Consider the following 24779-nt stretch of genomic DNA (forward strand, 5'->3'; position numbering starts at 1 on the left):
GTGAGATGGCCTCTGCAGTCGGCCTCGACGCCGCGGCAGCCGGGGGATCCGGCTCGGGCTCCAAGCTCGAGCACGCGTACCTCCTGCTGTTCGAGCCGTCGAAGGACGGGTCGCTCGCCAAGGCGGGCCCGGAGATCGGACGCATCGCGTTCCAGTTCAACCCCACCGAGCTGGCCCTGCAGAAGGCTGCGACGTGGACCCGCCCGACCAACCCGGGCAACCGCCGCTCGAGCCCTCCCCAGTTCCAGGGCCCGGAACCGTCGCGGCTGTCCCTCGAGATGTTCTTCGACGCGTCGCAGGCGCACGACGACGCGGTGGTCAAGGCCGTGGAGAAGCTCTTCACGAGCTGTGTCCCGACTCCTGCCTCGCACGACCAGCGCAAGGACTCCCCGCCGTGGGTGCTGTTCCGGTGGGGGAGCCTGACGGGCTTCCTCGCGTACGTCAGCAGCGTCCAGGTCCGCTACACGCTGTTCACCTCCGGCGGCCTGCCGATCCGGGCGGTGTGCTCCGTGACCCTCGAGGAGATCGCGGGCGAGGCGCCACGCCAGAACCCGACCTCGGGCGGGCTCGTGCCGCACCGCGAGCACGTCGTGGTGCACGGGGAGACCCTCGCGGGGATCGCGTACCGCGAGTACGGCGACCCGCAGCTGTGGCGGGACGTCGCCGAGGCCAACCGGGTCGACGACCCGTTCCGGCTGCGCGCAGGCGACCGCGTGCTGCTCCCCGCCGTGGAGGACCTGCGGGACCCCGCGGTCGGACGACGCCCGGGGGTGGTCGCCGGTGCACGGTGAGGAGCACAGCGCCCGGGTCGTCGTCCGGGTCGACGGCCGGGAGCTCCCGGCCGACGTCGAGCCCGCGGTCGCGTCCGTGCTCGTCGACGCCCGGCGGGACCAGCCGGCGCTGTTCGTGATCCGCCTCTCCGACGAGCACGGCGCCGTCCTGGACAAGGCGGGGATCCGGGTGGGGGTGAAGGTCGAGCTGTCCGTCCAGCTCAGCGGGCCGGGCGGCCCGACGCCGCTGCTCACCGGCGAGGTGACGTCGCTCGAGACCGAGATCGGGCCGGGCGGCCGGCAGACGACGGTGCGCGGCTTCGACCCGGCGCACCGGCTCGTCGGCGCGCGCCGGGTCGCGACGTACGTCAACGTGACCGCGTCCGACGTCGTCCGCAAGGTCGCGGGGGCCAACGGCCTGCCCGTCGGCAGGGTCGACGCGACGACCGAGGTGTTCGAGCACGTGTGGCAGCCCAACATCAGCGACTGGGACCTGCTCCAGCGCCTCGCGGCACGCAGCGGGAGGGTGGTCGGCGTCTCGGGCGGCCGCCTCGACTTCCACCGACCCGCGGAGGCCAGAGGTGCCCCCTCGGGGACGACCGGCGCGCGCCAGGACCCGGCCGTCGTCGAGCACGGCGTGAACCTGATCTCGCTGCGCGCGACCGTGACGAGCGCGTCCCAGGTGCGGGAGGTCGAGGCGCGCGGCTGGGACCAGCTCCGCAAGCGAGCGCTCGTCGCCCGTGCGAAGGCGTCGACGTCCAGCGCCCAGCTGTCCACGACCGACCCGGCGAGGCTGGGGGCGCACTTCTCGCCGCCGCCGCTCGTCGTCCCGAGCACGTCCTTCGGCTCGCAGGGCCAGGCGACGGAGAGCGCGAGGTCGGTGGCCGACCGGGTCGGCGGAGGGTTCGCCGAGATCGAGGCGACCGTGCTCGGCAACCCGGCGATCGCCGTCGGGCGCCCCGTCGCGGTCGTCGGGTGCGGTGACCCGTTCGACGGCAAGTACGTGGTGAGCGGTGCCCGGCACGAGCTCTCGGGCGAGCGGGGCTACCTGACGCACGTCACCGTCGCGGACGCGTCCGACCGCACCACCCACGGCACGGTCGCCGGGTCCCGCTCCGCCGCCGGTGCGGGTGCGCGGGGCGCCGGGATCCTGCCCGCGGTGGTGACGTCGGTCGACGACCCCGAGGGCGTCGGCCGGGTCAAGGTCAAGCTTCCGGTGCTGCACGACTCGCTGGAGAGCTGGTGGGCGCGCGTCGTCCAGCCGGGCGCGGGGGCGATGCGTGGCACCTTCGTGCTGCCCGAGGTGGGGGACGAGGTCCTCGTCGCGCTCGCCGAGGGCGAGCTCGACCAGCCGTACGTCCTCGGTGGCCTGTTCAGCACGACGGACAAGCCGCCCGCGCCGTCCACGGCCCCCTACGTCGACAAGAACAGCGGCGCCGTGACCCGACGGACCATCACGTCGCGCACTGGGATGCACGTCGAGTTCGTCGAGAAGCCCGGCGAGGAGCGTCTCGTCGTCTCGGACAAGGGCGGCAAGGAGCAGGTCGTGCTCGTGCAGAAGCCCGAGGCGGCGATCGAGATCACGTCGTCCGGGCCGGTCAGGGTCACCGCGCAGAAGGCCGTGGAGGTGACCGCCCAGCAGGACGTGACCTGCACGTCGACGACGGGGAAGGTCACCGTGAAGGGCGTGCAGGTCGCGATCGAGGGCACGAGCGCGATCGAGCTCAAGGCGCCGAAGGTCTCGATCAGCGCCGACGCGCAGCTCGCGCTCCGGGGCGCGACCGCGACGCTCGACGGCAGCGCGACCGCGGAGGTCACGTCCGCGGGCGTGACGACGGTCAAGGGCTCGCTCGTGAAGATCAACTGAGGTCGAGGAGGAGCCGTGGGGCAGGAGTTCATCGGGGCCGGGCTGGCGTTCCCGCTGCGGACGGACCGCACCGGGCGCATCGCGCTCGTGCGCCGGACGCAGGAGATCGAGGAGAGCATCCGGCTGGTCCTCGCCACCGCGCCCGGCGAGCGACCCATGCGCCCGGAGTTCGGCTGCGCCGTCCACGACTACGTGTTCGGCCCGGCCGACGCCGGGACCGCGGGCGACATCGCCTACGCCGTGCGGGTCGCACTCGACCGCTGGGAGCCCCGGATCGAGCTGCACGACGTGCTCGTGCGGTTCGACCACGTCGACCAGGGCGTGCTGTACATCGACGTCCGGTACACGGTGCGCGGCACGAACGACCCGCGCAACCTCGTCTTCCCCTTCTACGTGATCCCCCGGGACACCGCGTCCGCGGTCGAGGGCGGCGAGTGACGTGCTGCCCTCCCCGAACCTCGACGACCGCCGCTTCCAGGACCTCGTGGACGACGCGAAGCGGATGGTGCAGGCGCGCTGCCCCGAGTGGACCGACCACAACGTGTCCGACCCGGGCGTGACCCTCATCGAGACGTTCGCGTTCATGACGGACCAGTTGCTGTACCGCCTGAACCGCGTCCCGGACCGTCTGTACGTCGCGTTCCTCGAGCTCCTCGGCGTGACGCTGCACCCCGCGACCGCGGCCACGGTCGACGTCTCGTTCTGGCTGTCCGCGCCGCAGGAGGAACCCGTCGCCGTCCCGGAGGGGACCGAGGTCTCGACGCCGCGGACCGAGCACGACGACGCGGTCGTGTTCCGCACGACCGGCCCGCTCGTCGTGCCGCCGCGACGCCGGGTGCACCTCCTCACGCAGCGCGCGGACCTCGCGCCGCCCGTCCGTCGCACCGAGACCGTGACGACCGGCGAGCGGTTCCCGTGCTTCGGGGAGCCGCCGACGCCGGGCGACGTCCTGCTCGTCGGGCTCGACGACGCGGCGCCCGGCTGCGCCGTGGTGCTGCGGTTCGACTGCGACGTCCAGGGCGTGGGGGTCGACCCCCGCCGCCCCCCGATCGTCTGGGAGGCGTGGGGCGGCGAGCGCTGGGTGCGCTGCGACGTCGACTCCGACGGGACGGGCGGGCTCAACCGCGCGGGCGACGTCGTGCTGCACCTGCCCGCGGCCCACGCGGCGTCGGTCCAGGACGGGCTCCGGGCGGGCTGGGTCCGGTGCCGCGTCGTCGAGCCGGAGGAGGGCGCCCGCGCGTACAGCTCGTCCCCGGTCGTCAAGGACGTCGAGGCGTTCACGATCGGCGGCACGGTCGGCGCCGTGCACGCCGAGACGGTCACGGGCGAGGTGCTGGGGACGTCCGAGGGCATCCCCGGGCAGACGTTCGCGCTCGAGCGCCGCCCGGTGGTGGCGGGCGGTGCGCCGGCGACGCTCGAGGTCGCGACCGGGGACGGCTGGGAGACGTGGACGGAGACCGGCTCGTTCGCCGGGTCCGGTCCGGACGACCCCGTGTTCACCCTGGACCGGGCGGCGGGGGAGATCCACCTCCCGCCCGCGGTTCGCGACGTCGACGGGACGCTGACGCTGCACGGGAGGGTGCCGCCGTCGGGCGCGCTCCTGCGGCTGCCCGGGTACCAGGTGGGCGGCGGGCCGGCCGGCAACGTCGCGACCGGGGCCGTCCGGGTGCTGCGCGGCACCATCGGGTTCGTCGACCGGGTCGAGAACCGCCGGCCCGCGCTCGGTGGCGTCGACGCCGAGTCGGTCGACGAGGCGCGCGAGCGCGGACCGCTCGCGCTGCGGACGCGGGACCGCGCGGTCACCGCCGAGGACTACGAGCACCTGACGCGCGACGCGGCGCCGCACCTCGCCCGGGTGCGCTGCCTCTCCGTGGCGGGCGCCCCCCAGGCGGTGCGCGTGCTCGTCGTCCCCGCGGTGCCCGCCGCCGACGACGGCACGCGCCGCTTCGAGGACCTGGTCCCCGACCCGGACGTCCTCGACCGCATCGTCGAGCACCTCGAGCCGCGCCGCATGCTCGGCACGCAGGTGCTCGTCGAGCCGCCCTTCTACCAGGGCGTCACCGTCGTCGCGCGGATCGCGGCGCGACGCCGGACCCGGCAGGCCCTGCTCGAGAGCGACGCGCTGCGTGCGCTCAACGCCTACGTCGACCCGCTCGGCGGTGGCCTCGACGGGCTGGGCTGGCCGTTCGGCCGGGCCGTGCGCGCCGGGGAGATCTTCGCGGTGCTCCAGGGCGTGCCGGGCGTCGAGGCGGTGGAGGACGTCAAGCTGTTCGCGGCCGACCCGATCACGGGCGACCGCGGGGAACCGGTGCAGCGCGTCGACGTCGCGGGTGACGCACTCGCGTTCTCGTACCAGCACCAGGTCCGCGTCGTGGAGGCGTCATGACCGGCGGACCGACGCGGCGGGGCGCGGTGGCCGGGCTCGCGAGCCCCGCCCCGGTGACGTCGATGCTGCCGGGGGTCTTCCTCGACGACGACCTGCTCGGGCGGTTCGTCAGCGCCTTCGACGACGCCCTCGCGCCCGTCTTCCTCACGCTCGACACCCTCGAGTGCTACGTCGACCCGTGGCTCGCGCCGCGCGACCACCTCGAGTGGGTGGGGCGGTGGGTCGGGGTGGACGCCGACCCGTCGTGGGAGACCGGACGCCTCCGCGTCGCCGTCGCGGACGCGGCGCGCACCCAGCGGCTGCGCGGCACCGCGCGCGGCGTCGCCGACGCGGTGCGGACCGTGACCGGCGGCGAGGTCCACGTGAGCGACACGGGCGGCGTCGCGTCGTCCGTCGTCCCCGGCGGAGACCTCCCCGGCACCGCCGGGCCCTCGTTCCACGTGCGCGTGCTGGTCGACGACCCCGCGGAGGTCGACGACCGGCACGTGCACGAGGTGATCGCGCAGTGTCGCCCCGTCCACGTCCCCTACACGCTCGAGGTGGTGGAGAACCGATGATGACGTGCCCGGCCTGCGGTCAGGCCAACGAACAGGGAGTCTCGTTCTGCGGGTCCTGCGGCAGCTACCTGGAGTGGGAGGAGCCGGCGCCACCGGCCGCCGCTCCGGCGACCGCTCCGGCGACCGCGTCGGTGCCCGCGGCGGCCCGGACGGTCGGCGAGCCCGGGCCGGGCCCGACCCACCCCCCGGTCGTCGCGGCCGGGGCCGCGCCCGACAGTGCCTCCGATCCGGACGGTGCGCCCGCTCCCGACGGCGTGCCGACCCGTGCGCGACCGCCCGGCCCTGCCGGTCCGCCCCCCCCCCCCGGCTCCCCGTCGGTCGTGCCCCAGGAGCTTCCGCCTGCCCGCGAGCCTGCCGCGGTGCTCCCCGGCGTGCCGCTCGCGCGGCCCGCGCCGCGCGCGCCCGAGCCGGACGCGCCCCCGCCCGAGGCGGGCGACCTCGTCTGCGGGACGTGCGGTGCGGGGAACGTCCCGACCCGGCACTTCTGCCGCCGGTGCGGGACGAGCCTCGCGGACGCCCGGGTGCAGGGGAGGAGGTCGTGGTGGAGCCGGCTCTGGCGCCCGGACCCCCGCCCGGCCCCGACCGCGGGCACCCGACCGCGGCGACGGCGCCGCTTCCCCACGAAGACGGTCGTCGCGCTCCTGGTCGTGGGCGGCATCGGGTTCGCCGGCTACCAGCTGCGCGACACCATCGGCGGCGGTGCCACCACCGTGCAGGACCGGCTGCAGGGCGACGAGGTGTACAACCCCGTCACGGTCGTCGCGTCGAGCGAGGCCCCGGACCGGCCCGCGTCGCACCTCGTCGACGGGACGAACGACCTGGCGTGGTCCCCGGCGCAGCCCGGCGACGGTGCCGGGCAGACCGTCGACCTGACGTTCGACCAGCCCTTCCGGCTCGTCCACCTCGTCGTCACGGGAGGGTCCTCGACGGTGCAGGAGGAGTACCTGCAGGGCTCGAGCCCTCGCGCGCTCGACGTCACCGTCACCCGCGCGGACGGGTCGACGGCGCAGCACCGCGTCGACCTCGACGACGTGCCGGGACCGCAGACCGTCGAGGTCGTCGAGGACGACGTCGCGACCGTGCGGCTCACGATCGTGTCGTCGTTCCGTGCGACCCCAGAGACGTCGGTGGCGATCGCCGAGGTCGAGTTCCGGGGCCGCGGTTGACGGGGGCGTGGTCGACCGGGCGGCGGACGCCCAGCTCCTGGAGCACGGCGTCGTACTCGCGTCGCGCGTGGAGCGCGGCCGCGTGGTCGCCGAGCGCGGTGAGCGCCTCGACGAGCAGCCGCCACGGGGCGTCGACCCACCGGTTCAGCTCGATGCTGTGCCGTGCGGCGGACACGGCCCGGTCCGGCTCGTCCGCGCGCAGGCACGCGCCGGCGAGCGACTCGGCGGCGCCGGCCGCGAGCAGGACGTACCGCTCCCGCTCCGGCCGCACCCACTCGGCGGCGCCCTCCTCCGGGAGGAGCTCGCCGCCGTACGCGTCGACGGCGGCCTGCCACCCGTTCACCGCCGAGGACGGGCTCTCGTGCTCGAGCCGTCGTGCTCGCGACAGCCGCTGCTCGAACCGCGCGACGTCGCAGTCCGAGCCGGGAGGCAGCGGCAGCATGTAGGTCTCCCCGTCGCGGCGCACCAGTCCTTCCTCGCGCCGGGCGCCGCGGGGCTCGAGGGCGCGGCGCACCGCGGAGATGTTGACGTGCAGGTTGTGCATCGCGGACCCGAGGTCCAGCTCGCCCCACAGGGCCTGGGCGAGCTGCTCGCGGTGGACCGGACGCCCGGCCCGCATCGACAGGTAGCGCAGGGTCCGCCGTGCCCGTGGGCGGAGACCGGAGAGGTCGACGCCGTGCCCGTCCACGGAGATCTCGAAGGCCCCGAAGCACCGCACGACGACCACGTGCTCCCGGTCGCCGACGTGCAGGACCGTCGGTCGGGTCTCCTCCGCGTCGTCCTCCGCCGCGCGGGCGGGGGCGGCCGGCCCGGCAGGCGGGAGCGGCCTGGTCGGCACGGCGGGTGTGTCGGGCTCGGCCGTCGGGGCGGGCGGAGCGCGACGGGTCGGGTCGTCCAGGCCGGCCGACCGCGCCGTCGACGACGCGAGGCGGAGCAGGTCGTCGCGCTGGGCCGGCTTGCACCCCGCGAGCGCGACGTAGGCGAGCGCGAGCGCGCCGGGCACGTCCGCGGTCCTGGCGAGGCTCTCCGCCTGCGCGGCCAGCTCGGCGGCCTCGGGGAGGCCGGCCTCCACCGCCGCGACCGCGAGCGCCCCGCGGGCCCACGCCACGAGGGTCCCTGCGCCGAGCGCGTGGCACCGGAGCGCGAGCCTCTCCCAGTCCTCCGGCTCCCCGGTCCCGCGCCTCGACCGTGCGACGACCTCTGCGCCGGCCACGAGCAGCGCGCTCCAGCGGTCCCCGTCGCTCTCGCAGTACGCCACGCACCGGGCCACCTGCAGCCGCGCCGCAGGGTTGTCGTCGTCCGCGAGGACGACGCCGTGCGTGATGCGGGCGAGCCAGACGAGACCACGACGTTCGGCCTCGGAGTGGATCCGGTCGAGCGCCGCGGCGCTCGCGCCGTCGTCCGGGCCCCGCGTGAACACGACCCTGAAGAGCTGGGCCAGGAGCATCATGCTGGCGTCGGCCTCGACGTCGTTCGCGGCGTCCCGCAGCGCCTCGCGCGCACGTCGCTGGTCGCCCGTGAGGAGCCGCGCGACACCCTCGACGAGCGCGCGGCCCCGCACCGACGCGGGGGCCAGCGTCACGACCGCGCCCGGGTCGCGCACCGTCGCGGCGATGAGGAGGTGGAACCAGTCGGGACGGCGCGGACCCTGCGGGTCCATGAGCGTGTGGACGCGGTCGGCCGTCCCCTTCAGCGCCTCGACGACCCGACGGGCGGCGGCGAGGCGCACCGCGTCGGCGCCCCCCGGCGCCGCGGCGCGGTCGACGACGACGCCGGCCTCCGAGACCCGTCCGTCGGCGACGAGCTCGCGCGCCCGGGCCAGGAGGACGTCCGGGTCCGCCTCGACGAGGTCGGGCGGGAACGCGGACCCCCAGTCGCGCTCGCCACGGTCGTGGGCACCGGGGTCGACGCGGGTCAGCAGGCGCTTCACGCCGTCGAGGTCGTGGGCGCGACCGCGGGACCGCAGCGCCTCGTGCAGCGCGCCCTCGGCCTCGAGGACCTCCGCGGCGCGGGCGTGCATCGACCGCGCCTGCGCGACCGACACCTCGTCCGTGACCGCGGCGACCAGGTGGCGTCTCAGGACGCGGTGCACGCGGTACCCGTCCTCGCCGACCGTCCGCACGAGCGACGTCGACCGGGCGAGCCGACGGAGCGCGTCGCGGGACGTCGCGACGCCGAGCAGGGTGTCGCAGCGGCGCGGCGTGAGCAGGTCGAGCGTCGCCGTGCTGTGCAGGAGCCGCTGGAGGTCCACGGGCAGCGGGCGGAGCACCTGCGTCTGCAGGTAGTCCCACGCGAAGCGTTGGCGGTGGTCGAGCCGGCGGATGGCCCGGCGCTGCTCCCCGGGCAGGTCGTCGGCGACCGAGAGGTGGAAGAGGTGGAGCGCGGCGGCCCAGCCGTCCGTGTGCCATGTGAGCGCCACGACGTCCGCGGGGTCGAGGGGGACGTCGTACAGCTCGCGGTACAGCCGCTCGACCTCCCACGACCGGAACCGCAGCGCGACGTCGGTCAGCGTGACGGGCGCGGAGAGCTCGACCCTCGCCAGGTTGAGCGGCGGTGCGCGACGCGAGCCGAGCAGGACCGAGACGTGCGGCGGTGCGTGCGCGAGCAGGGCCGAGAGCTCGTCCTCGAGCGGGCTGCCGATGAGGTGGTGCGCGTCGTCGACCACCACGAGCAACGGGTCCTGCGCCATGCGGCCGAGGCGCGCCAGGTGCCCCGGCGCGTCGCCCTGCGCGAGCCGTCCGGCGAGGTGCGGGGGCGTCCGCACCGTCACGCGGGGCCCGTCCGCGCCTCGCTCGTCCCCGGCCTCGCACCGGACCCAGACCACGTCCGTCGAGGCGCGCCGGGCGGCCTGGGTGAGCAGCGTCGTCTTCCCCGATCCCTGCGGGGCGACCACGAGCGCGAGGCGTGCCCCGTCGAGCTGGTCGAGGAGGCGCGGGCGCGGAAGACCCACGACACCGGGCACCGGGACCTGGTGCGCTCCGTGATCCTCTCCGCGGGCGGCGCTCATCGAGTCGTGTGCCCCCTCGTCCTCGGACGGTCACCGGGAGTCGATCATAGGGAGGCCCGTGCAGGGTCCGCAGGCCGACCGGCAGATATCACCCTCGCCGGGTGCGCGGGTGGCATGATCGACGACCGTGGCCCACGAACCCCGCGTCCCCCTGCGTCCCGCCGTCGCCGCGCTGCCCGCATACGTCCCGGGGGGCCGCGTCGCCCCGGGTGCCGCGGCGTTCAAGCTCTCGTCGAACGAGAACCCGTACCCGCCCCTGCCGTCGGTGGTCGCCGCGATCGCCGACGCCGCGGCCGACGTCAACCGGTACCCCGACATGTACGCGACCGAGCTCGTCGAGGCGCTCGCGGACCGCCTGGGCGTGACGGCGGCCGAGGTCGTCGTGGGCAACGGGTCGGTCGCCGTCCTCGCGCACGTGCTGCAGACGGTCGTCGAGCCGGGGGACGAGGTCGTCTACCCGTGGCGCTCGTTCGAGGCGTACCCGATCGCCGTCGCGGTCGCGGGCGGCACGTCCGTCCAGGTGCCGTTGCTGACGGGAGAGGGCCGGGGTCGGCTCGACCTGCGGGCGATGGCTGCGGCCGTCACCGAGCGCACGCGCGTCGTCCTGGTGTGCACGCCCAACAACCCGACCGGTCCCGTCGTGCACCGCGACGAGCTCGACGCGTTCCTCGCGGCCGTCCCGTCGGACGTGCTCGTCGTGCTGGACGAGGCGTACCTGGAGTTCGTGCGCGACCCGCAGGCGCCCGACGGCCTCGCCGTGTACGCGAAGCACCCGAACGTCGTGCTGCTGCGCACGTTCTCCAAGGCCTACGGGCTCGCGGGCCTGCGCGTCGGGCACGCGGTCGCGCGTCCCCGGCTCGCGGCCGGGATCCGGGCCGTGTCGACCCCGTTCGGCGTCTCGCACGTCGCGCAAGGGGCGGCGCTGGCCTCCCTGCGGGCGAGCGACGAGCTGCTCGGCCGGGTCGAGCACCTGGTCGAGGACCGCACGCGTCTCGTCGAGGGCCTGCGCGACCAGGGCTGGGAGCTGCCGGAGACCCAGGCCAACTTCGTGTGGTTCGACCTCGGCGACCGCACCGTCCAGCGGGCCGAGGAGGCGCGTGCCGCGGGGGCGATCGTCCGCCCGTTCGCGGGCGAGGGCCTGCGCGTGAGCGTCGGCGAGCCGGAGGCGACGGACCTGTTCCTGCGCGTGAGCGCGACCTGGAGATAGCGCGTCAGGTCACGGTCGGCGGCGGAGAGAGGATCGGCACGAGCTCGCTGAACGGGCGGAAGTCCTCGGTGCCCGTGGTGTAGACGCAGGTCTACAGCGGTTCCGCTCCGGTTGCCGACACCCCGCGCCGCGAGAACACTCGCGCCATGGACAACGTGGAGTACGACCAGTTCGTCGAGGACTACGGCTGGCTGTTCGGCGGTGTCGCCGTGGTCGTCTACGTCGCCGTGGCGGTGATCTTCTTCATCGCCTACGTCCGGATCATCCAGAAGGCCGGCTACTCGGGCTGGTGGATCCTCGTCGGCCTCGTCCCGATCCTCAACGTCGTGATGTTCCTCGTGTTCGCGTTCTCGCGCTGGCCCGTGCTGCGCGAGCGTGACGCCCTGCGGGCGGGCGGCGTCTACCCGCGGTGAGGCTGTCCCCGCTCGACGCGGGGGTGGCCCGGTGGGGTTTGGAGGTTCCCTCCAAACGGTTGCCGCACACGTTGGGCGACACGTCGGCAGCGGAACCTACGCAGTCGTAGCCTACGCTTGCGTAGGCTACGGAGACGTAGGTTACGACGGCGCCCCCGACGGGCGTCACCTGCCCCCGAGCGGGCGGTCGCCAGGCGGCCCGCACCGAAGGAGATTCGCGTGACGGACCACGAGGCGAGAGAACCTGCCCGGGACGCAGCGAGCACGGCCCCGGACCTTCCCGACATGGCGGGCGGCCCCGACGACGCTCCCCTGATCCAGCTCGTCACCCCGGCCGGCGCCCGGGTGACGACCCCCGAGACCGACCCGTACCGCGAGCGCGTCGCGCACCTCGACGCCGCCGCGCTGCGCGGCCTGTACCGGGACATGGTCCTCACGCGCCGCTTCGACGACGAGGCGACCGCGCTGCAGCGGCAGGGCGAGCTCGGCCTCTTCGCCCAGTCGAAGGGCCAGGAGGCCGCGCAGATCGGCTCGGGCCGCGCGCTCGCGCCGCAGGACTACGTCTTCCCGTCGTACCGCGAGCACGGCGTCTCGCACGTGCGCGGCATCGACACCGTCGACCGCCTGCGGCTGTTCCGCGGCGTCGACCACGGCGGCTGGGACCCGGCCGTGCACAACGTGCACCTGTACACGCTCGTCATCGGGTCGCACGCGCTGCACGCGACGGGCTACGCGATGGGCGTCCAGCGCGACGGCCTCGTCGGCACGGGCGACCCGGAGCGCGACACGGCGGTCGTCGCGTACTTCGGCGACGGCGCGACGTCGCAGGGCGACGTCAGCGAGGCGCTCGTCTTCGCCGCCGTGAACAACGCCCCGATCGTCCTCTTCTGCCAGAACAACCAGTGGGCCATCTCGGAGCCCACGACCAAGCAGACGCGCGTGCCGCTCTACCGTCGCGGCGGCGGGTTCGGCGTGCCGAGCGTGCGCGTCGACGGCAACGACGTGCTCGCGTGCTACGCCGTGACGGCCGAGGCGCTCGAGCGCGCGCGGTCCGGCGGCGGCCCGACCTTCGTCGAGGCCTTCACGTACCGCATGGGCGCGCACACGACGTCGGACGACCCCACGAAGTACCGGTCCCGGGCGCAGGAGGAGTACTGGCGCCGCCGCGACCCGATCGACCGGCTGGAGGCGCTGCTCCGCGCCGAGGACGCGTGGGACGACGCGTTCGCCGCCGACCTCGCCGCGGAGGCCGACGCGCTCGGCGAGCGCCTGCGCACCGAGACCCGGGCGCTCGGGGCGCCCGCGTCGTCGAGCATGTTCGAGCACGTCTACGGCTCGCCGCACGCGGTCGTCGAGGCCGAGAAGGCGTGGTTCGCCGACTACGAGGAGTCCTTCGCGGCGGACGACGCGCCCGCCGCCCGGCAGGAGGTCGCACGATGAGCACGGGCACCACGAAGACGCTCACCCTCGCCAAGGCGATCAACGAGGGCCTGCGGCGCTCGCTCGAGACCGACCCGAAGGTCCTGCTCATGGGCGAGGACATCGGACCGCTCGGCGGCGTGTTCCGCGTGACGGACGGCCTGCAGAAGGACTTCGGCGAGGACCGCGTGGTCGACACGCCGCTCGCGGAGTCGGGCATCCTCGGCACCGCGATCGGCCTCGCGCTGCGCGGCTACCGACCAGTGTGCGAGATCCAGTTCGACGGGTTCATCTTCCCGGCGTACGACCAGATCACGACGCAGCTCGCCAAGATGCGCTACCGCTCGGGCGGCAAGCTCCAGGTGCCGGTCGTCGTCCGCGTGCCCTACGGCGGTGGCATCGGCGCCGTCGAGCACCACAGCGAGAGCCCGGAGGCGCTCTTCGCGCACACGGCCGGGCTGCGGGTCGTCTCGCCCTCGACGCCCCAGGACGCGTTCACGATGATCCAGGAGGCCGTCGCCTCCCCGGACCCGGTGCTGTTCTTCGAGCCGAAGGGCCGCTACTGGGAGAAGGGCGAGGTCGAGCTCGGCGGTCCGGGGGAGGGGGCGGGCGTGCTCGACCGCGCGCGCGTCCTGCGCGCCGGGACCGACCTCACGCTCGTCGCCTACGGCCCGACCGTCGCCACGGCGCTGCGCGTCGCCGCCGCGGCCGAGCAGGAGGGCCGCAGCGTCGAGGTCGTCGACCTGCGCTCGATCTCGCCGCTCGACACCGCGACCGTCGTCGAGTCGGTGCGCCGCACGGGACGCTGCGTCGTCGTGCACGAGGCGCCCACCTACCTGGGCTCCGGCGCAGAGGTGGCGGCCCGGGTGACCGAGGAGTGCTTCTACTCGCTCGAGGCGCCCGTGCTGCGCGTCGGCGGGTTCCACACGCCGTACCCCGTCGCGAAGATCGAGCACGACTACCTGCCGAGCCTCGACCGCGTGCTCGACGCCGTCGACCGCGCGTTCGCGTACTGACGCGCGCCGCTCAGGACCGAGACCCAGGAGGACCAGCAGTGCCGACGTACGAGCAGTTCAAGCTTCCCGACGCGGGCGAGGGGCTCACCGAGGCCGAGATCGTGCACTGGCACGTGGCCGCGGGCGACCGCGTCACGGTCAACCAGACGATCGTCGAGATCGAGACCGCGAAGTCGCTCGTCGAGCTGCCGTCGCCCTTCACGGGCGTGGTGAGCGAGATCCTCGTCCCCGAGGGCGTGACGGTCGAGGTCGGCGTGCCGATCGTCGTCGTCGACACCGACCCGGACGGCGCGTCGCCGGCGCCCACGGCACCGGCCGCGACGGTGCCCGACGGCGTGGACGCGCCCGCTCCCGAGGCCGGCGGCTCCGGCTCGGTGCTCGTGGGCTACGGCACCGTCGAGCCCGGCAGCGCGCGCCGCCCGCGGCGTGGCGCCCCGGCAGCCGTCGCTTCGGCCGTCGCAGGCCCGGCTGCCGCCCCGGCCCCCGCCCCCGCCCCGCTGTGCCGGCCGCACCTCCCAGCCCGGCGTCGTCGGTGCCCGTCCCCGCGCCGGCGAGCCCCGCCGTCGGGCACGCGCACCTGCCGGTGCTCGCCAAGCCGCCCGTGCGCAAGCTCGCGAAGGACCTCGGGATGGACCTCGCGAGCGTCGCGGGCACCGGCCCGGGCGGGATCGTCACGCGCGAGGACGTCGTCGCCCACCACGAGCAGGCGAAGGCGAAGCCTCTCGCGACGTACGCGGACGACGACCAGCCGTGGCTCGCGACCGGCGCCGTCACGTCCGACGGCCGGCAGACCCGCGTGCCCGTGAAGTCGGTGCGCAAGCGGACGGCCGAGGCGATGGTCGCGAGCGCCTTCACCGCGCCGCACGTCACGGTGTTCCAGACGGTCGACGTGACGCGCACGATGCGGCTCGTGGGCACGCTCCGCGAGGACCGCGAGTTCGCGGACGTGCGCGTCACGCCCCTGCTCGTCACGGCGAAGGCGATGCTCCTCGCGGTGCGCCGCCACCCCGAGATCAACGCGAGCTGGGACGACGCCGCGCAGGAGATCGTCTACAAGCACTACGTGAACCTGGGCATCGCGGCCTCGACGCCGCGAGGGCTCGTGGTGCCGAACATCAAGGACGCGCACCGGCTCGACCTGCACGGGCTCGCGACGGAGATCGCCGACCTCACGGCGACCGCCCGCGCGGGACGCACGAGCCCGGCCGACATGTCCGACGGCACCATCACCATCACGAACGTCGGCGTGTTCGGCATCGACACGGGGACGCCCATCCTCAACCCGGGCGAGGCCGCGATCCTCGCGTTCGGGGCGATCCGCGAGCAGCCGTGGGTGCACAAGGGCAAGATCCGCAAGCGCTGGGTCACGCAGCTCGCGCTGAGCTTCGACCACCGGCTGGTCGACGGCGCGCTCGGCGCGCGCTTCCTGTCCGACGTCGCGCGCGTCCTCGAGGACCCGGCGCGGGGCCTGGTCTGGGGCTGACGCCGCGGCACCCTGTGCCACCTCCGGGCCACGCGGTGCCCCGTCCGCCCGTCCGCGTCACGGGTCGCCGTCGGTGCCGGGGTAGCTCTCGACGTAGACGGGGCGACCCGTCCTCGACGGGTCCGCCGCCTCGCCGACGCCGTTCACGACGTGCTCGATCGTGCCCGCGCCGAGGCTGACGGTCGCGACGTGGTGGAGCCGGACGCCCGGGGTCTGCGGGACCTCGAACCCGTTCGCCGTGCGGATCGAGGGGTCCTCGAGGTTCGCGGCGTAGACGCCGCCCCCGTGGAGCACGTGGCGGCGGACGTCCTCGCCGACGGCGTAGCCCGCCCAGCCCTCGACGTCGCCCTTCATCCAGGCCGCCTGGTCCGGCGGGTCGTACGCGAGCTCGCTCTGGTAGAAGACGGTCGTGCCGTCCTCGCCGTCCCAGAACGTGTTGTGCTCCTGGAAGTGCTCGACGAACAGGCCGGTCGCTGTGACGTGATCGCCGTGCACCACGACGCCCTGGCGGCCGATGTTCGTGACCCACCGCTCCCCGTCGTCGAAGCCCTCCGCGCCGTGGTCCGCGCGCCAGACCCAGGCGTGGTCGACGAGGACGTGGTCGCCGTTGACCTCCAGCGCGACGTCGGCGCTGCCGGGGTGCGGCCCGCCGACGCGCAGGTAGACGTCGCTCAGCGTCGTCGGGTTCGCCGGGTCATCGGCCCGCTCGGCGTCCTCGGCTCCCGAGCCGACCCGGACCAGGACGGGGGACCGGACCTCGCCCGCGTCGACCGTGACACCGGCCACGACGACGCCGGGGACGTCCGCCACGGTGAGGGGCGTGGCACCGTCGACCGCCGTGAGCGTGGGGTGCCCGATCCCGAGGACGACCGTGTCGGGCCGCTCGACGGCGATGCTCTCCCCGACGTCGTACACACCGGGCGTGAGGAGCAGGTGCCGGCCCTGCTCCAGCGCGTCGTTGATCGTCGCCACGGGGTCCGTCGGGCGCGCGACGAAGAAGTCGGTGAGCGGGACGGTGCGGCCGGGTGTGGGGCCGTCCTCCCAGGAGATGCCCGAGGAGTCGCGCTGCGCCGCCGGGACGCGCACCTGGTAAGCGCCGTCGCCGTCGACGAACAGGTACGGCTTCTCGCGGCTGAGGGGCGTCCGCTCGAGCGTCGTGTACGCGGGGTCGGGGTAGGCGGAGTCGTCGGGAGCCCCCTCGACCCCCGCGAACACCTGGTTCCAGACGGCGTTGCTCCAGCTCCCGATCACGCTGTTCCGCGTGAACCACTGCTGCTGGGAGCCGTTGACGACGTCGCCCGCCCGCGAGTCGGCGACGAACCCGCCGCTCCCGTACTGCGGCCCTGCCGAGCACGTGTCGGTGAGCGAGAGCGGGGGCCGCCCGTCTCCGCCGAGCACGTCGACCCGCCGCATCGACACGGCCTGGGAGACGGCCCAGGTGCTCGCCGCCTGCCGGCACCCGTCCTGCCCCGCGCCGTCGGCGTCGATCGTGAGGTTGGCCAGCGTGCGCCAGAAGTTCACGAGCGCGAGGCAGTTCGACGTCCCGTCGTCCGCGAGACAGCGGTTGAACACCTCGATCTTCCCGTTCACCACGACGTCCCCCGGTGACGCGCCGAGCCCGGCGACCTCGGTGTAGTAGCCGACCGTGAGCTGCAGCGGCTCGGTGTCGGTGCCGTACGTCCCCGGCTCGAGCAGCACGGCGTACCGTCCGGTACCCATCTCGTCGTCCGTCTGCCGGGCGGTGATCCCGTCGACCAGGGCGTGGATCTCGGCCACGGACATCGACGGCGACAGGACGACCACGCCGGGACCGAGGTCGGGGTCGGTGGCGCTCACCTCGCGGAGCGGCGCCGGGGCGCCCACGGCGGGCGTCCCGGCGTCCGGGGACCGGTCCACGACGAGCACCGTGCCGACCACGCCGACGAGGACACCGACGGCGGTCCCGAGCGCGGCCCCGAGGAGGAACCGGCGGCGCGCGGCGTCGACACGGTCCACGAGCCCTCCCTCCGGCGACCGTGACGCCCGTGCTGCCCCCGCTCGGAGAACGGGGGCAGCACGGGAGGCGTCAGCGACGGACGCGCACCGCTCCGGCGAGGTCGACGTCCACGGCCGAGCGGCCGACGTACACGGCCACCTGGCCGGTGGGGGTGACCCACTCGTCCGCCTCGGCGTCCCAGTACGAGAAGTCGCGCCGGTCCAGCTCCACGCGGACCTGCTGGCGGCGGCCCGCCTCCAGCTCGACCTTGGCGTAGCCCGCCAGCTTGAGCTCCGGGGACTCGACCCCGGGCAGCGGGCCGAGGTACACCTGGACCACCTCGGTGCCGGTCCGGTCACCGACGTTGCGCACGCGTACCCGCACGTCGACGGTGTCGTTCCCGCCGGTCGCCCGGATGGCGTTCCCGACCCGGAACCGGTCGAGGTCGAACTCCGTGTAGGAGAGGCCGTGGCCGAAGGCCCACATCGGCTCGACGTTCGCCGCGAGGTATCCGCGGTAGCCGACGTTCAGACCCTCCGAGAACTCCACGTCCGGGTCGTCGAGCCAGGGGTTCTGCACGGCGAGCGGCAGCTCCTCCTCGCTGCGGGGGTACGACACGGGGAGGTGGCCGGAGGGGTCCTCGTCGCCGAACAGGATCGCCGCGAGCGCGTTGCCCTCCTCCTGGCCGCCGTAGAAGTTCTGCAGCACCGCCGGGACGGCGTCCGCCCACGGCATGACGACGCCGGAGCCGGTCGCCACGACGACGACGGTCCGCGGGTTCGCGGCCGCGACCTGGCGGATGAGCTGCTCGGCGTTCTGCGGCAGCTTGAGCGAGACCATGTCCCGCTCCTCGGTCTCGTAGGTGCGCACGTAGACGACGGCGACGTCGGACGCCGCGGCCGCCTCGGCCGCCTCGACGACGGACGGCGGCAGGGCGTCGTCCGGCGTGTCCCACTGCAGGAGGAAGGTACCCGGCTGCAGCCCGACCAGCGGGCGGGTCTGGGAGTACTCGACGCGCAGGTCGTAGGCCTGACCCGCCTCGAGCGCCAGGCCGGCGGAGCGGACGTCCCGGCGGCCGTCCTCGCCCGTCATGTCGACGACGAGCTCGTCGTCCAGCCAGACCCGGGCGTCGCCCCAGCCCGTGGCGCCGAGCACGTACTCCCCGGTGGAGGGTGCGACGAGCTCGCCCGTCCAGCGGACCGACTGCTCGCCGTTCTGCGCCGGGCCGAGCCCCGCGAGCGTGGGCGTCGGGGGCACCTGCGAGCCGTACAGCGAGGCGAAGGCCGGCCCGCCGCCGGTGAAGCCGACGTCGTACGAGGCCTGCGCCTCGGTGCGGGTCAGACCCACGGCGCCCGTCCACGTGGCGTTCGCGAAGTAGCGGGCGGTGAGCCCGTCACCGATCCCGCGCTCGGGCCGCAGCACCGACGACGGCACGGCGGTCATGTCGCGGGTCTCGATCATGTTCGCCGCGCTGACGGGGTCGTTGCCCTGCGCGTAGCGGACCTGGGTGCCGCTCTCCTCCGCGCGGTCCCGCATCGCGTCGAGCAGCGAGACCTCGTAGGTCGGCTGGACGAACGCGGAGCCGCCGAGGGCCGAGGGGATGGTGGCGTCCGCCCCCACGACGGCGACGGACGTCGCGGCGTCGAGCGGGAGCGCGTCGTCGTTCTTCAGCAGCGTGATCGCGTCCTCCTGCACCTCGCGCGCGAGGGCACCGTGCTCCTCGACGGGGATCGCCGTCGGCGTGTAGTCGCCGTCGAAGATGCCGATCGCGAACATCGTGCGCAGGATCCGCAGCACAGCCCGGTCGACGAGTGCCACCGGAACGGTGCCGTCGTTGACGGCAGCGAGGAGCGCGTCACCGTAGAACGACCGCGTCCCGGTCTCCATGTCGGTCCCCGCGACGATCGAGGGCAGCGTCGAGTGGATGGCCCCGAAGTCGGTGAGGACGAAGCCGGTGAAGCCGAGCTGCTCGCGCAGGATCTCGTTCAGGGCCAGCTCGCTCTCGCACGCGTAGACCCCGTTGATCTTGTTGAAGGAGCACATGACGGAGCCCAGGTCGGCGTCGCGGACCGCGGCCTCGTACCCGGCCGTGTGGACCTCACGGAGCGTGCGCTCGTCGACGATCGCGTTCTGCAGGCCCCCGCGGTACGTCTCCTGCGTGTAGGCGGTGTAGTGCTTGAGGTTCGCGATGACGCCGCGCTCCTGGACCTCCTGGACGTAGGGCACCACGATCGAGGACCCGAGCTCGGGGTCCTCGCCGGTCGACTCGGCCTGCCGGCCCCAGAAGGGGTTGCGCGTCGGGTCGAAGTTGGGGCCGAGCAGCACCTCGTGCCCGGTCTGCCTCGACTCGTCGCCGACGACACCCGCGTAGTCCCGCGCTCGCTGGGGGTCCCAGGTCGCGGCCAGGGCGAGCGTCGCGGGCATGGCCGTGGCGCGGTCGCCGGTCTCCGGCAGCACCCAGCCGCGCGACGCGATGCCGGCGGTGGCGTCGGCCATGCTCAGCTCGGGGATGCCGAGGCGCTCGATGGGCGCGTTGTAGAACGCCGCGGGCGCTGCACCCTGGTCGCCGGACATCAGCTCGACCTTCTCCTCGAGCGTCATCGCCTGCAGCAGCAGGACCGCCCGTTGGTCCGGTGACAGCGCGGTGTTCATCCACGGCGGGTCCGCCGTCGCCGCGTGCGCCGACGGCGCCAGCGTCACGACCAGCGCGGCGGCCGCGAACGCCGCGACGGCACCCACCCCGCTCCTGCGCGCACGATGCATCTCGACCACTCCCATGACGAGCCCTCCCCTTCGAGGACGGATCCGTGGCCGCGGAGGTCGCCGATGACCTCCGCAGGTCCTCCACGGTCCGGACACGCCCACGACACTCGCCCGCCGCCCGGGCGGCAACCCCCCGACGGGGGACCAGTTTGGGACCCCCGGTCGCCCCGCGCGCGAGCCGGAGAGGCGTCGCTAGCATCGGGAAGATGCGCAACGAGGAGCTGCGCGAGTTCCTGACGACGCGACGTGCCCGCATCACCCCGGCTCGCGCCGGGCTGCCCGAGACGGGCGGCGCCCGCCGCGTGGCCGGTCTGCGCCGCGCCGAGGTCGCGGACCTCGCGGGGATCAGCGCGGGGTACTACCGACGTCTGGAGCGGGGCGCCGTCGCCTCCGTGTCCACGTCGGTCATGACGGGCGTCGGGCGTGCTCTACAGCTCGACGGCGCCGAACGGGACCATCTCGCGGACCTGCTCCGGTGGCCGCGCGGCAGGGCGGTGGTCGCGCACCCGGCACCGGCGCCCACCGCGGTGCTGCCGTTCGTGCGCCGGCTCCTCGACGCGACGGCGCTGCCCTGCTGCGTGCTCGACGACCGGCTCGACCTCCTCGCCGCCAACGACCTCGCGCAGGCGCTGTACCACCCGCTCTACGCCGGACCCGGCGCGCCGGAGAACCTCGCGCGCTTCGTGTTCCTCGACCGCGCCGCGCGCGACTTCTGGTCCGACTGGCCCGTCGTCGCCGACCTCGTGGCGTCGCTGCTGCGGACCGGCTCGGGCCGCGACCCGCTCGACGCCGACCTCGTGGCGCTCGTGCGCGACCTCCGCGCGCGCAGCGCCGAGTTCCGCACCCGATGGGCCGCGCACGAGGTCGCCGGCGACGCGTCCGGGACCCGCGAGATCCGCCACCCCGTCGTCGGGCGGCTCACGCTCGAGGTGCACGCGCTCACCGTCCCGGACGCGCCGGGGCAGCACGTCGTGATCCACGCCGCGGCCCACGGCTCGGCCTCGCAGCGGCGGCTCGACGAGCTCGCGGACTGGGCGGAGGAGTCACGGCGCACCGACCGCCGTGACGCGACGAGCGGGAAACCGGCTGACCGGGCTGCCGGTCGCGTGCGACCATCGCGCCCATGACCGATGCTCTTCCCGCCCTCTGGGCGGGGGTGCTCGCGGGGTACGCCATCGCCGTGCCCGTGGGCGCGATCGCCACGTACCTCGTCGCCCTCACCGCACGCACGTCGTGGCGCGTGGGCGCGGCGGCCGGGCTCGGCATCGCGACGGCGGACGGGCTGTACGCGCTCGTGGCCACGCTCGGTGGCGTGGCGCTCGCAGGCGTCATCGCGCCCGCCGCGCCGTGGCTGCGCCTCGCGTCCGGGGTCGGCTCGTCGTCCTGGCCCTGCGGACCGCGTGGGTCGCCGTGCGGGAGCACCGCGCGCGCACGGTGCCCGCCGACGCGTCTCCCGACCGTCGCCGCGCACGGCTCGCCGGGCCGCCACCGGGCCCCGGTCGGGCGTACGCCCAGCTCTTCGCGCTCACCGTCGTCAACCCGGCCACCGTCGCGTACTTCGCGACGGTCGTCGTGGGCGCACGGGCGGCGGCGGGGGACGCGGACGTCGCCTCGGGCGCGTTGTTCGTCCTCGGTGCGTTCGTGGCGTCCGCGAGCTGGCAGCTCGTGCTCGCCGGCGGCGGGACGGTTCTCGGCCGGTGGCTGTCCGGGCCGCGCGGCCGCCTCGCGACGGGCCTGGTCTCCGCGGTGGTGATGCTCGTGCTCGTCGTCGTGCTGGTGGTCTGAGGACGAGGCCGCCCCGCTTGCAACGGACCGGAGAAGGACGACGATGGGGGCGGTCGGCGTACTCACACCGGTGGGATTCGAAGGAGGCGATGACGTGCGTCGGAGCACGCTCCGGGCAGGGGCGGCGGACCGTGGCCTGGCGGCGGTCCCGGTTCTCGCACTGACCGTCCTGGGTCTCGCCGCGTGCGCCGGTCCGGGCGCGACGGACGCGGAGGACGTCGTGACGCGCTTCGTCGGCGCGATCGCCGCGGGCGACGGTCCCGAGGCGTGCCGCCTGCTCCTGCCGGACGCCGCCGAGGCGCTCGCCGAGGACGCGGGCGAACCGTGCCAGGAGGCGGTCGTCGACCCGTCCGGACCGCTCGCCGACGTGGTCGCCGGCGCGGACGACGTCGTCGTCGAGGACGTCCACGTCGCCGGTCGGCAGGCGCAGGTCGTCACGGCGTCCGACACCGTGTTCCTCGCCCTCTCGGGCGACGGCTGGGTCGTGACCGCAGCCGGGTGCACGGCGCGGCCCGACCGCCCCTACGACTGCGAGGTGGAGGCGTGAGAATCCCCCGGTTCATGTTCTGGGCAACGCTCGTGCTGGTGGCCGTGGGCCTGGTGACGGCCCTCGTGCTCGCGGCGGTGCACCGGTGAGCGGCGGGTCGGGCGGGGGCTCCGGCGGTGTCCTCGGCGGTCTGCGCGCCAGCTCGCTGAGCATCTTCTTCGCGGTCGTCTTCCTCGTGACGCTCGTGGGCCAGGCCCTGAGCGGCGTCGCGGTGTTCAACCTCGACCAGCGCGCCGCGGGTCTCGACCCGGTGACGCTCGGCCAGTACGTCGCGACGTCGGCCTTCTGGGTCGACGTCACCGAGAACTGGCAGTCGGAGTTCCTCCAGTTCCTGCTGTTCATCACCGCGACCGTCTGGTTCGTCCAGCGGGGGTCGCCCGAGTCGAAGAAGCTCGAGAAGGCGGGGCGCGAGTCCGACGAGGACCAGAAGGTCGGCGAGCACGCGGACGAGGGCTCACCCACCTGGGCGAAGGCCCGCGGGTGGCGCCTCGCGGTCTACTCGCGCTCGTTGTCGCTCGTCATGGGGCTGATCTTCCTGGGTTCGTGGCTCGCGCAGTCCGCCGCCGGCGCGGTCGCGTTCAGCGAGGAGCAGATGCGCGAGCTCCAGGACCCCGTCCCCTGGGGCGAGTACCTCACGCTGCCCGACTTCTGGAGCCGGACGTTGCAGAACTGGCAGTCCGAGATGCTCGCCGTGCTCAGCATGGTGGTGCTGTCGATCTACCTGCGCGAGCGCGGGTCCCCCGAGTCCAAGCCGGTGGGCTACGCGCACGAGGCCACGGGCGTCGAGGGCTGACGGCGGCGGCAGCTCACCTCTCACAGCGTCCCGGCGCTCTGTGCGGAAGACCTCACACACGCTTAACGACCCGCGCCGACCGGCGAAACACGGTGTTCCTAGCGTCCTGGGTACTGACCGGGACCTGCTGAAGGAGCCGCCATGTCCGCGCCCACGAGCCCCACCACCCACGAGGGTGAGCAGTCCGCAGACCTTCCCGCCGGCGCCGAGCCGGCCGAGACCACCACCGCGACGCTCGCACCCGAGGCGACGACCGCCGTCGGGCAGGCGCCCGCACGACGCCGCTCCGGGCGGTGGATCGACCGCTGGGACCCCGAGGACCCGACGTTCTGGCGCGACGGCGGCCGGAAGGTCGCGTCGCGGAACCTGTGGATCTCGATCTTCGCCGAGTTCCTCGGGTTCGCCGTGTGGGCGCTGTGGTCGATCGTCGTGCCGCAGCTCCCGGCCGCCGGGTTCGCGCTCACGGTCGACCAGCAGTTCTGGCTCATCGCCGTGCCGAGCCTCGTCGGCGCCACGCTGCGCATCCCGTACACGTTCGCGGTGCCGGTCTTCGGCGGCCGGAACTGGACGGTCGTGTCCGCGCTCCTGCTCCTCCTGCCGACCGCGGCACTGGCCGTCGTCGTGCAGAACCCCGAGACGCCGTTCGGGCTGATGCTCGGCGCCGCGGCGCTCGCCGGCTTCGGCGGCGGCAACTTCGCGTCGTCGATGGCGAACATCTCCTTCTTCTACCCCGAGAAGGAGAAGGGCAAGGCGCTCGGGCTCAACGCCGCGGGCGGCAACCTCGGGACCGCCGCCGTCCAGCTCGCCGTCCCGCTGGTCATCGTGGCCGGCGCGGGCATCGCGCTCGAGCGGGCCGGGCTCATGATGGTCCCGTTCATCGTGCTCGCGGCGTTCCTCGCGTGGCGCTTCATGGACAACCTGTCGACCGCGAAGGCCGACCCCCGCTCGTTCGCCGCCGCGACGAAGAACAAGCACACGTGGATCATCTCGTTCCTCTACATCGGCACGTTCGGGTCGTTCATCGGCTACGCCGGAGCGTTCCCGATGCTGCTCAAGGGCCAGTTCCCCGAGGTCACGCTGTCCATCGCGTTCCTCGGCGCGCTCGTCGGCTCGGTCACGCGCCCGCTCGGCGGCATCATCGCCGACCGCGTCGGCGGCACGCGCGTGACCATCGCGTCGTACGGGGTCATGGCGCTCGGCGCGTTCGGCGCGATCCAGGCGCTGCAGTCGCACAGCTTCGGCCTGTTCTTCGGCTCGTTCCTGCTGCTGTTCGTCGCGACCGGCATCGGCAACGGCTCGACCTACCGCATGATCCCCGCGGTGTTCCAGGCGAGCGCCGTGCCGGGCGGGGCCGTCGACGGCGCGGGCACGGTCGACGCGGCCGCGCTCGACGAGACCCGTGCCAGGGCACGCAAGGCCGCCGCCGGCTGCATCGGCATCGCCGGCGCGATCGGCGCGTTCGGCGGGTTCCTCATCCCCCGCGGGTTCGCGGCGTCGACGAGCCTCGCCGGGTCGCTCGTGCCCGCCCTGTGGACGTTCATCGGGGTCTACGCCGTCATGGCGGTCGTCGCGTGGGCCGTGTACCTGCGCAAGGGCGCGGCGCTCGCCGCCGCCCGGATCTGACG

At 74.5% G+C, this 24779-nt stretch carries 18 protein-coding genes and 1 pseudogene; 16 read left to right on the forward strand and 3 right to left on the reverse strand.

Annotated features, from left to right (window positions below; all coding sequences use genetic code 11):
- Window positions 1-5: 5 nt before the first annotated feature.
- From NFS20_RS12475 to NFS20_RS12500, 6 genes are all read left to right on the forward strand, one after another.
- On the forward strand, window positions 6-791 hold the full coding sequence (locus NFS20_RS12475) for a CIS tube protein (RefSeq protein ID WP_251152107.1): 786 nt from the start codon (window positions 6-8) through the stop codon (window positions 789-791).
- Window positions 781-2637 carry a VgrG-related protein gene (locus NFS20_RS12480; RefSeq protein ID WP_251152108.1) on the forward strand — a complete coding sequence of 619 codons (1857 nt, stop codon included), beginning with the start codon at window positions 781-783 and terminating at the stop codon, window positions 2635-2637. The genes NFS20_RS12475 and NFS20_RS12480 overlap by 11 nt, the downstream gene beginning before the upstream one ends.
- A gap of 15 nt (window positions 2638-2652) precedes the next feature.
- The gene (locus NFS20_RS12485) at window positions 2653-3075 is read left to right on the forward strand and encodes a GPW/gp25 family protein (RefSeq protein WP_251152109.1); all 423 of its coding nucleotides are present in this window, start codon (window positions 2653-2655) and stop codon (window positions 3073-3075) included.
- 1 nt (window position 3076) lies between these two features.
- Window positions 3077-5023: a putative baseplate assembly protein gene (locus NFS20_RS12490; protein ID WP_251152110.1), complete on the forward strand. Its 1947-nt coding sequence runs from the start codon at window positions 3077-3079 to the stop codon at window positions 5021-5023.
- Window positions 5020-5580 carry a phage tail protein gene (locus tag NFS20_RS12495; protein ID WP_251152111.1) on the forward strand — a complete coding sequence of 187 codons (561 nt, stop codon included), beginning with the start codon at window positions 5020-5022 and terminating at the stop codon, window positions 5578-5580. The genes NFS20_RS12490 and NFS20_RS12495 overlap by 4 nt, the downstream gene beginning before the upstream one ends.
- 320 nt (window positions 5581-5900) lie before the next feature.
- The gene (locus NFS20_RS12500) at window positions 5901-6746 is read left to right on the forward strand and encodes an NADase-type glycan-binding domain-containing protein (protein WP_251152112.1); all 846 of its coding nucleotides are present in this window, start codon (window positions 5901-5903) and stop codon (window positions 6744-6746) included.
- Here the strand turns inward: NFS20_RS12500 and NFS20_RS12505 are convergent.
- Window positions 6667-9696, reverse strand: coding sequence for an AfsR/SARP family transcriptional regulator (locus NFS20_RS12505; RefSeq protein ID WP_251152113.1), 3030 nt, complete (start codon window positions 9694-9696; stop codon window positions 6667-6669). The two genes, NFS20_RS12500 and NFS20_RS12505, sit on opposite strands and share 80 nt — an antisense overlap.
- Window positions 9697-9880: 184 nt before the next feature.
- On the opposite strand from NFS20_RS12505, the gene hisC reads away from it, so the two are divergent.
- The 5 genes and pseudogenes from hisC to NFS20_RS12530 all read left to right on the forward strand — a co-directional run bounded on the left by hisC (window position 9881) and on the right by NFS20_RS12530 (window position 15291).
- On the forward strand, window positions 9881-10960 hold the full coding sequence (gene hisC, locus NFS20_RS12510) for a histidinol-phosphate transaminase (RefSeq protein ID WP_251152114.1): 1080 nt from the start codon (window positions 9881-9883) through the stop codon (window positions 10958-10960).
- Window positions 10961-11106: 146 nt separating this feature from the next.
- Entirely contained in the window at window positions 11107-11373 is a 267-nt protein-coding gene (locus tag NFS20_RS12515) for a DUF805 domain-containing protein (RefSeq protein WP_251152115.1), read from the forward strand.
- Window positions 11374-11658: 285 nt separating this feature from the next.
- Complete coding sequence (pdhA, locus tag NFS20_RS12520; RefSeq protein WP_251152284.1) at window positions 11659-12813, forward strand: pyruvate dehydrogenase (acetyl-transferring) E1 component subunit alpha; 1155 nt, start codon at window positions 11659-11661, stop codon at window positions 12811-12813.
- Complete coding sequence (locus NFS20_RS12525; protein WP_251152116.1) at window positions 12810-13808, forward strand: alpha-ketoacid dehydrogenase subunit beta; 999 nt, start codon at window positions 12810-12812, stop codon at window positions 13806-13808. The genes pdhA and NFS20_RS12525 overlap by 4 nt, the downstream gene beginning before the upstream one ends.
- Before the next feature lie 38 nt (window positions 13809-13846).
- Window positions 13847-15291, forward strand: a pseudogene (locus tag NFS20_RS12530) (dihydrolipoamide acetyltransferase family protein).
- Between the two features lie 57 nt (window positions 15292-15348).
- On the opposite strand, the gene NFS20_RS12535 reads toward NFS20_RS12530, so the two are convergent.
- On the reverse strand, window positions 15349-17286 hold the full coding sequence (locus NFS20_RS12535) for a pectate lyase-like domain-containing protein (RefSeq protein ID WP_251152117.1): 1938 nt from the start codon (window positions 17284-17286) through the stop codon (window positions 15349-15351).
- A gap of 70 nt (window positions 17287-17356) precedes the next feature.
- Window positions 17357-20044 (reverse strand): glycoside hydrolase family 3 C-terminal domain-containing protein, encoded by a 2688-nt coding sequence (locus tag NFS20_RS12540; RefSeq protein WP_251152118.1) that lies wholly within the window; start codon window positions 20042-20044, stop codon window positions 17357-17359.
- Window positions 20045-20235: 191 nt separating this feature from the next.
- Here NFS20_RS12540 and NFS20_RS12545 point away from each other — a divergent pair, with 191 nt between their 5' ends.
- The 5 genes from NFS20_RS12545 to NFS20_RS12565 all read left to right on the forward strand — a co-directional run bounded on the left by NFS20_RS12545 (window position 20236) and on the right by NFS20_RS12565 (window position 24777).
- A complete protein-coding gene (locus NFS20_RS12545; protein WP_251152119.1) occupies window positions 20236-21156 on the forward strand; it encodes a helix-turn-helix transcriptional regulator in 921 nt (306 codons plus the stop codon).
- 220 nt (window positions 21157-21376) lie between these two features.
- A complete protein-coding gene (locus tag NFS20_RS12550; RefSeq protein ID WP_251152120.1) occupies window positions 21377-21814 on the forward strand; it encodes a LysE family transporter in 438 nt (145 codons plus the stop codon).
- Between the two features lie 94 nt (window positions 21815-21908).
- Window positions 21909-22361 carry a hypothetical protein gene (locus NFS20_RS12555; RefSeq protein WP_251152121.1) on the forward strand — a complete coding sequence of 151 codons (453 nt, stop codon included), beginning with the start codon at window positions 21909-21911 and terminating at the stop codon, window positions 22359-22361.
- 85 nt (window positions 22362-22446) lie between these two features.
- Window positions 22447-23154, forward strand: coding sequence for a DUF6766 family protein (locus NFS20_RS12560; RefSeq protein WP_251152122.1), 708 nt, complete (start codon window positions 22447-22449; stop codon window positions 23152-23154).
- Between the two features lie 141 nt (window positions 23155-23295).
- On the forward strand, window positions 23296-24777 hold the full coding sequence (locus tag NFS20_RS12565) for an MFS transporter (RefSeq protein ID WP_251152123.1): 1482 nt from the start codon (window positions 23296-23298) through the stop codon (window positions 24775-24777).
- The last annotated feature ends 2 nt before the right edge of the window (window positions 24778-24779 follow it).

Source organism: Cellulosimicrobium sp. Marseille-Q4280, from assembly GCF_943181405.1.
Taxonomy (GTDB): domain Bacteria; phylum Actinomycetota; class Actinomycetes; order Actinomycetales; family Cellulomonadaceae; genus Cellulosimicrobium.

Bases quoted from the DNA above. Each gene is read 5' to 3' on its own strand.
- NFS20_RS12475 (WP_251152107.1), top strand. From the start codon at position 6: ATGGCCTCTGCAGTCGGCCTCGACGCCGCGGCAGCCGGGGGATCCGGC.
- NFS20_RS12495 (WP_251152111.1), top strand. From the start codon at position 5,020: ATGACCGGCGGACCGACGCGGCGGGGCGCGGTGGCCGGGCTCGCGAGC.
- NFS20_RS12515 (WP_251152115.1), top strand. From the start codon at position 11,107: ATGGACAACGTGGAGTACGACCAGTTCGTCGAGGACTACGGCTGGCTG.
- pdhA (WP_251152284.1), top strand. From the start codon at position 11,659: ATGGCGGGCGGCCCCGACGACGCTCCCCTGATCCAGCTCGTCACCCCG.
- NFS20_RS12525 (WP_251152116.1), top strand. From the start codon at position 12,810: ATGAGCACGGGCACCACGAAGACGCTCACCCTCGCCAAGGCGATCAAC.
- NFS20_RS12540 (WP_251152118.1), bottom strand. From the start codon at position 20,044: ATGGGAGTGGTCGAGATGCATCGTGCGCGCAGGAGCGGGGTGGGTGCC.
- NFS20_RS12545 (WP_251152119.1), top strand. From the start codon at position 20,236: ATGCGCAACGAGGAGCTGCGCGAGTTCCTGACGACGCGACGTGCCCGC.
- NFS20_RS12565 (WP_251152123.1), top strand. From the start codon at position 23,296: ATGTCCGCGCCCACGAGCCCCACCACCCACGAGGGTGAGCAGTCCGCA.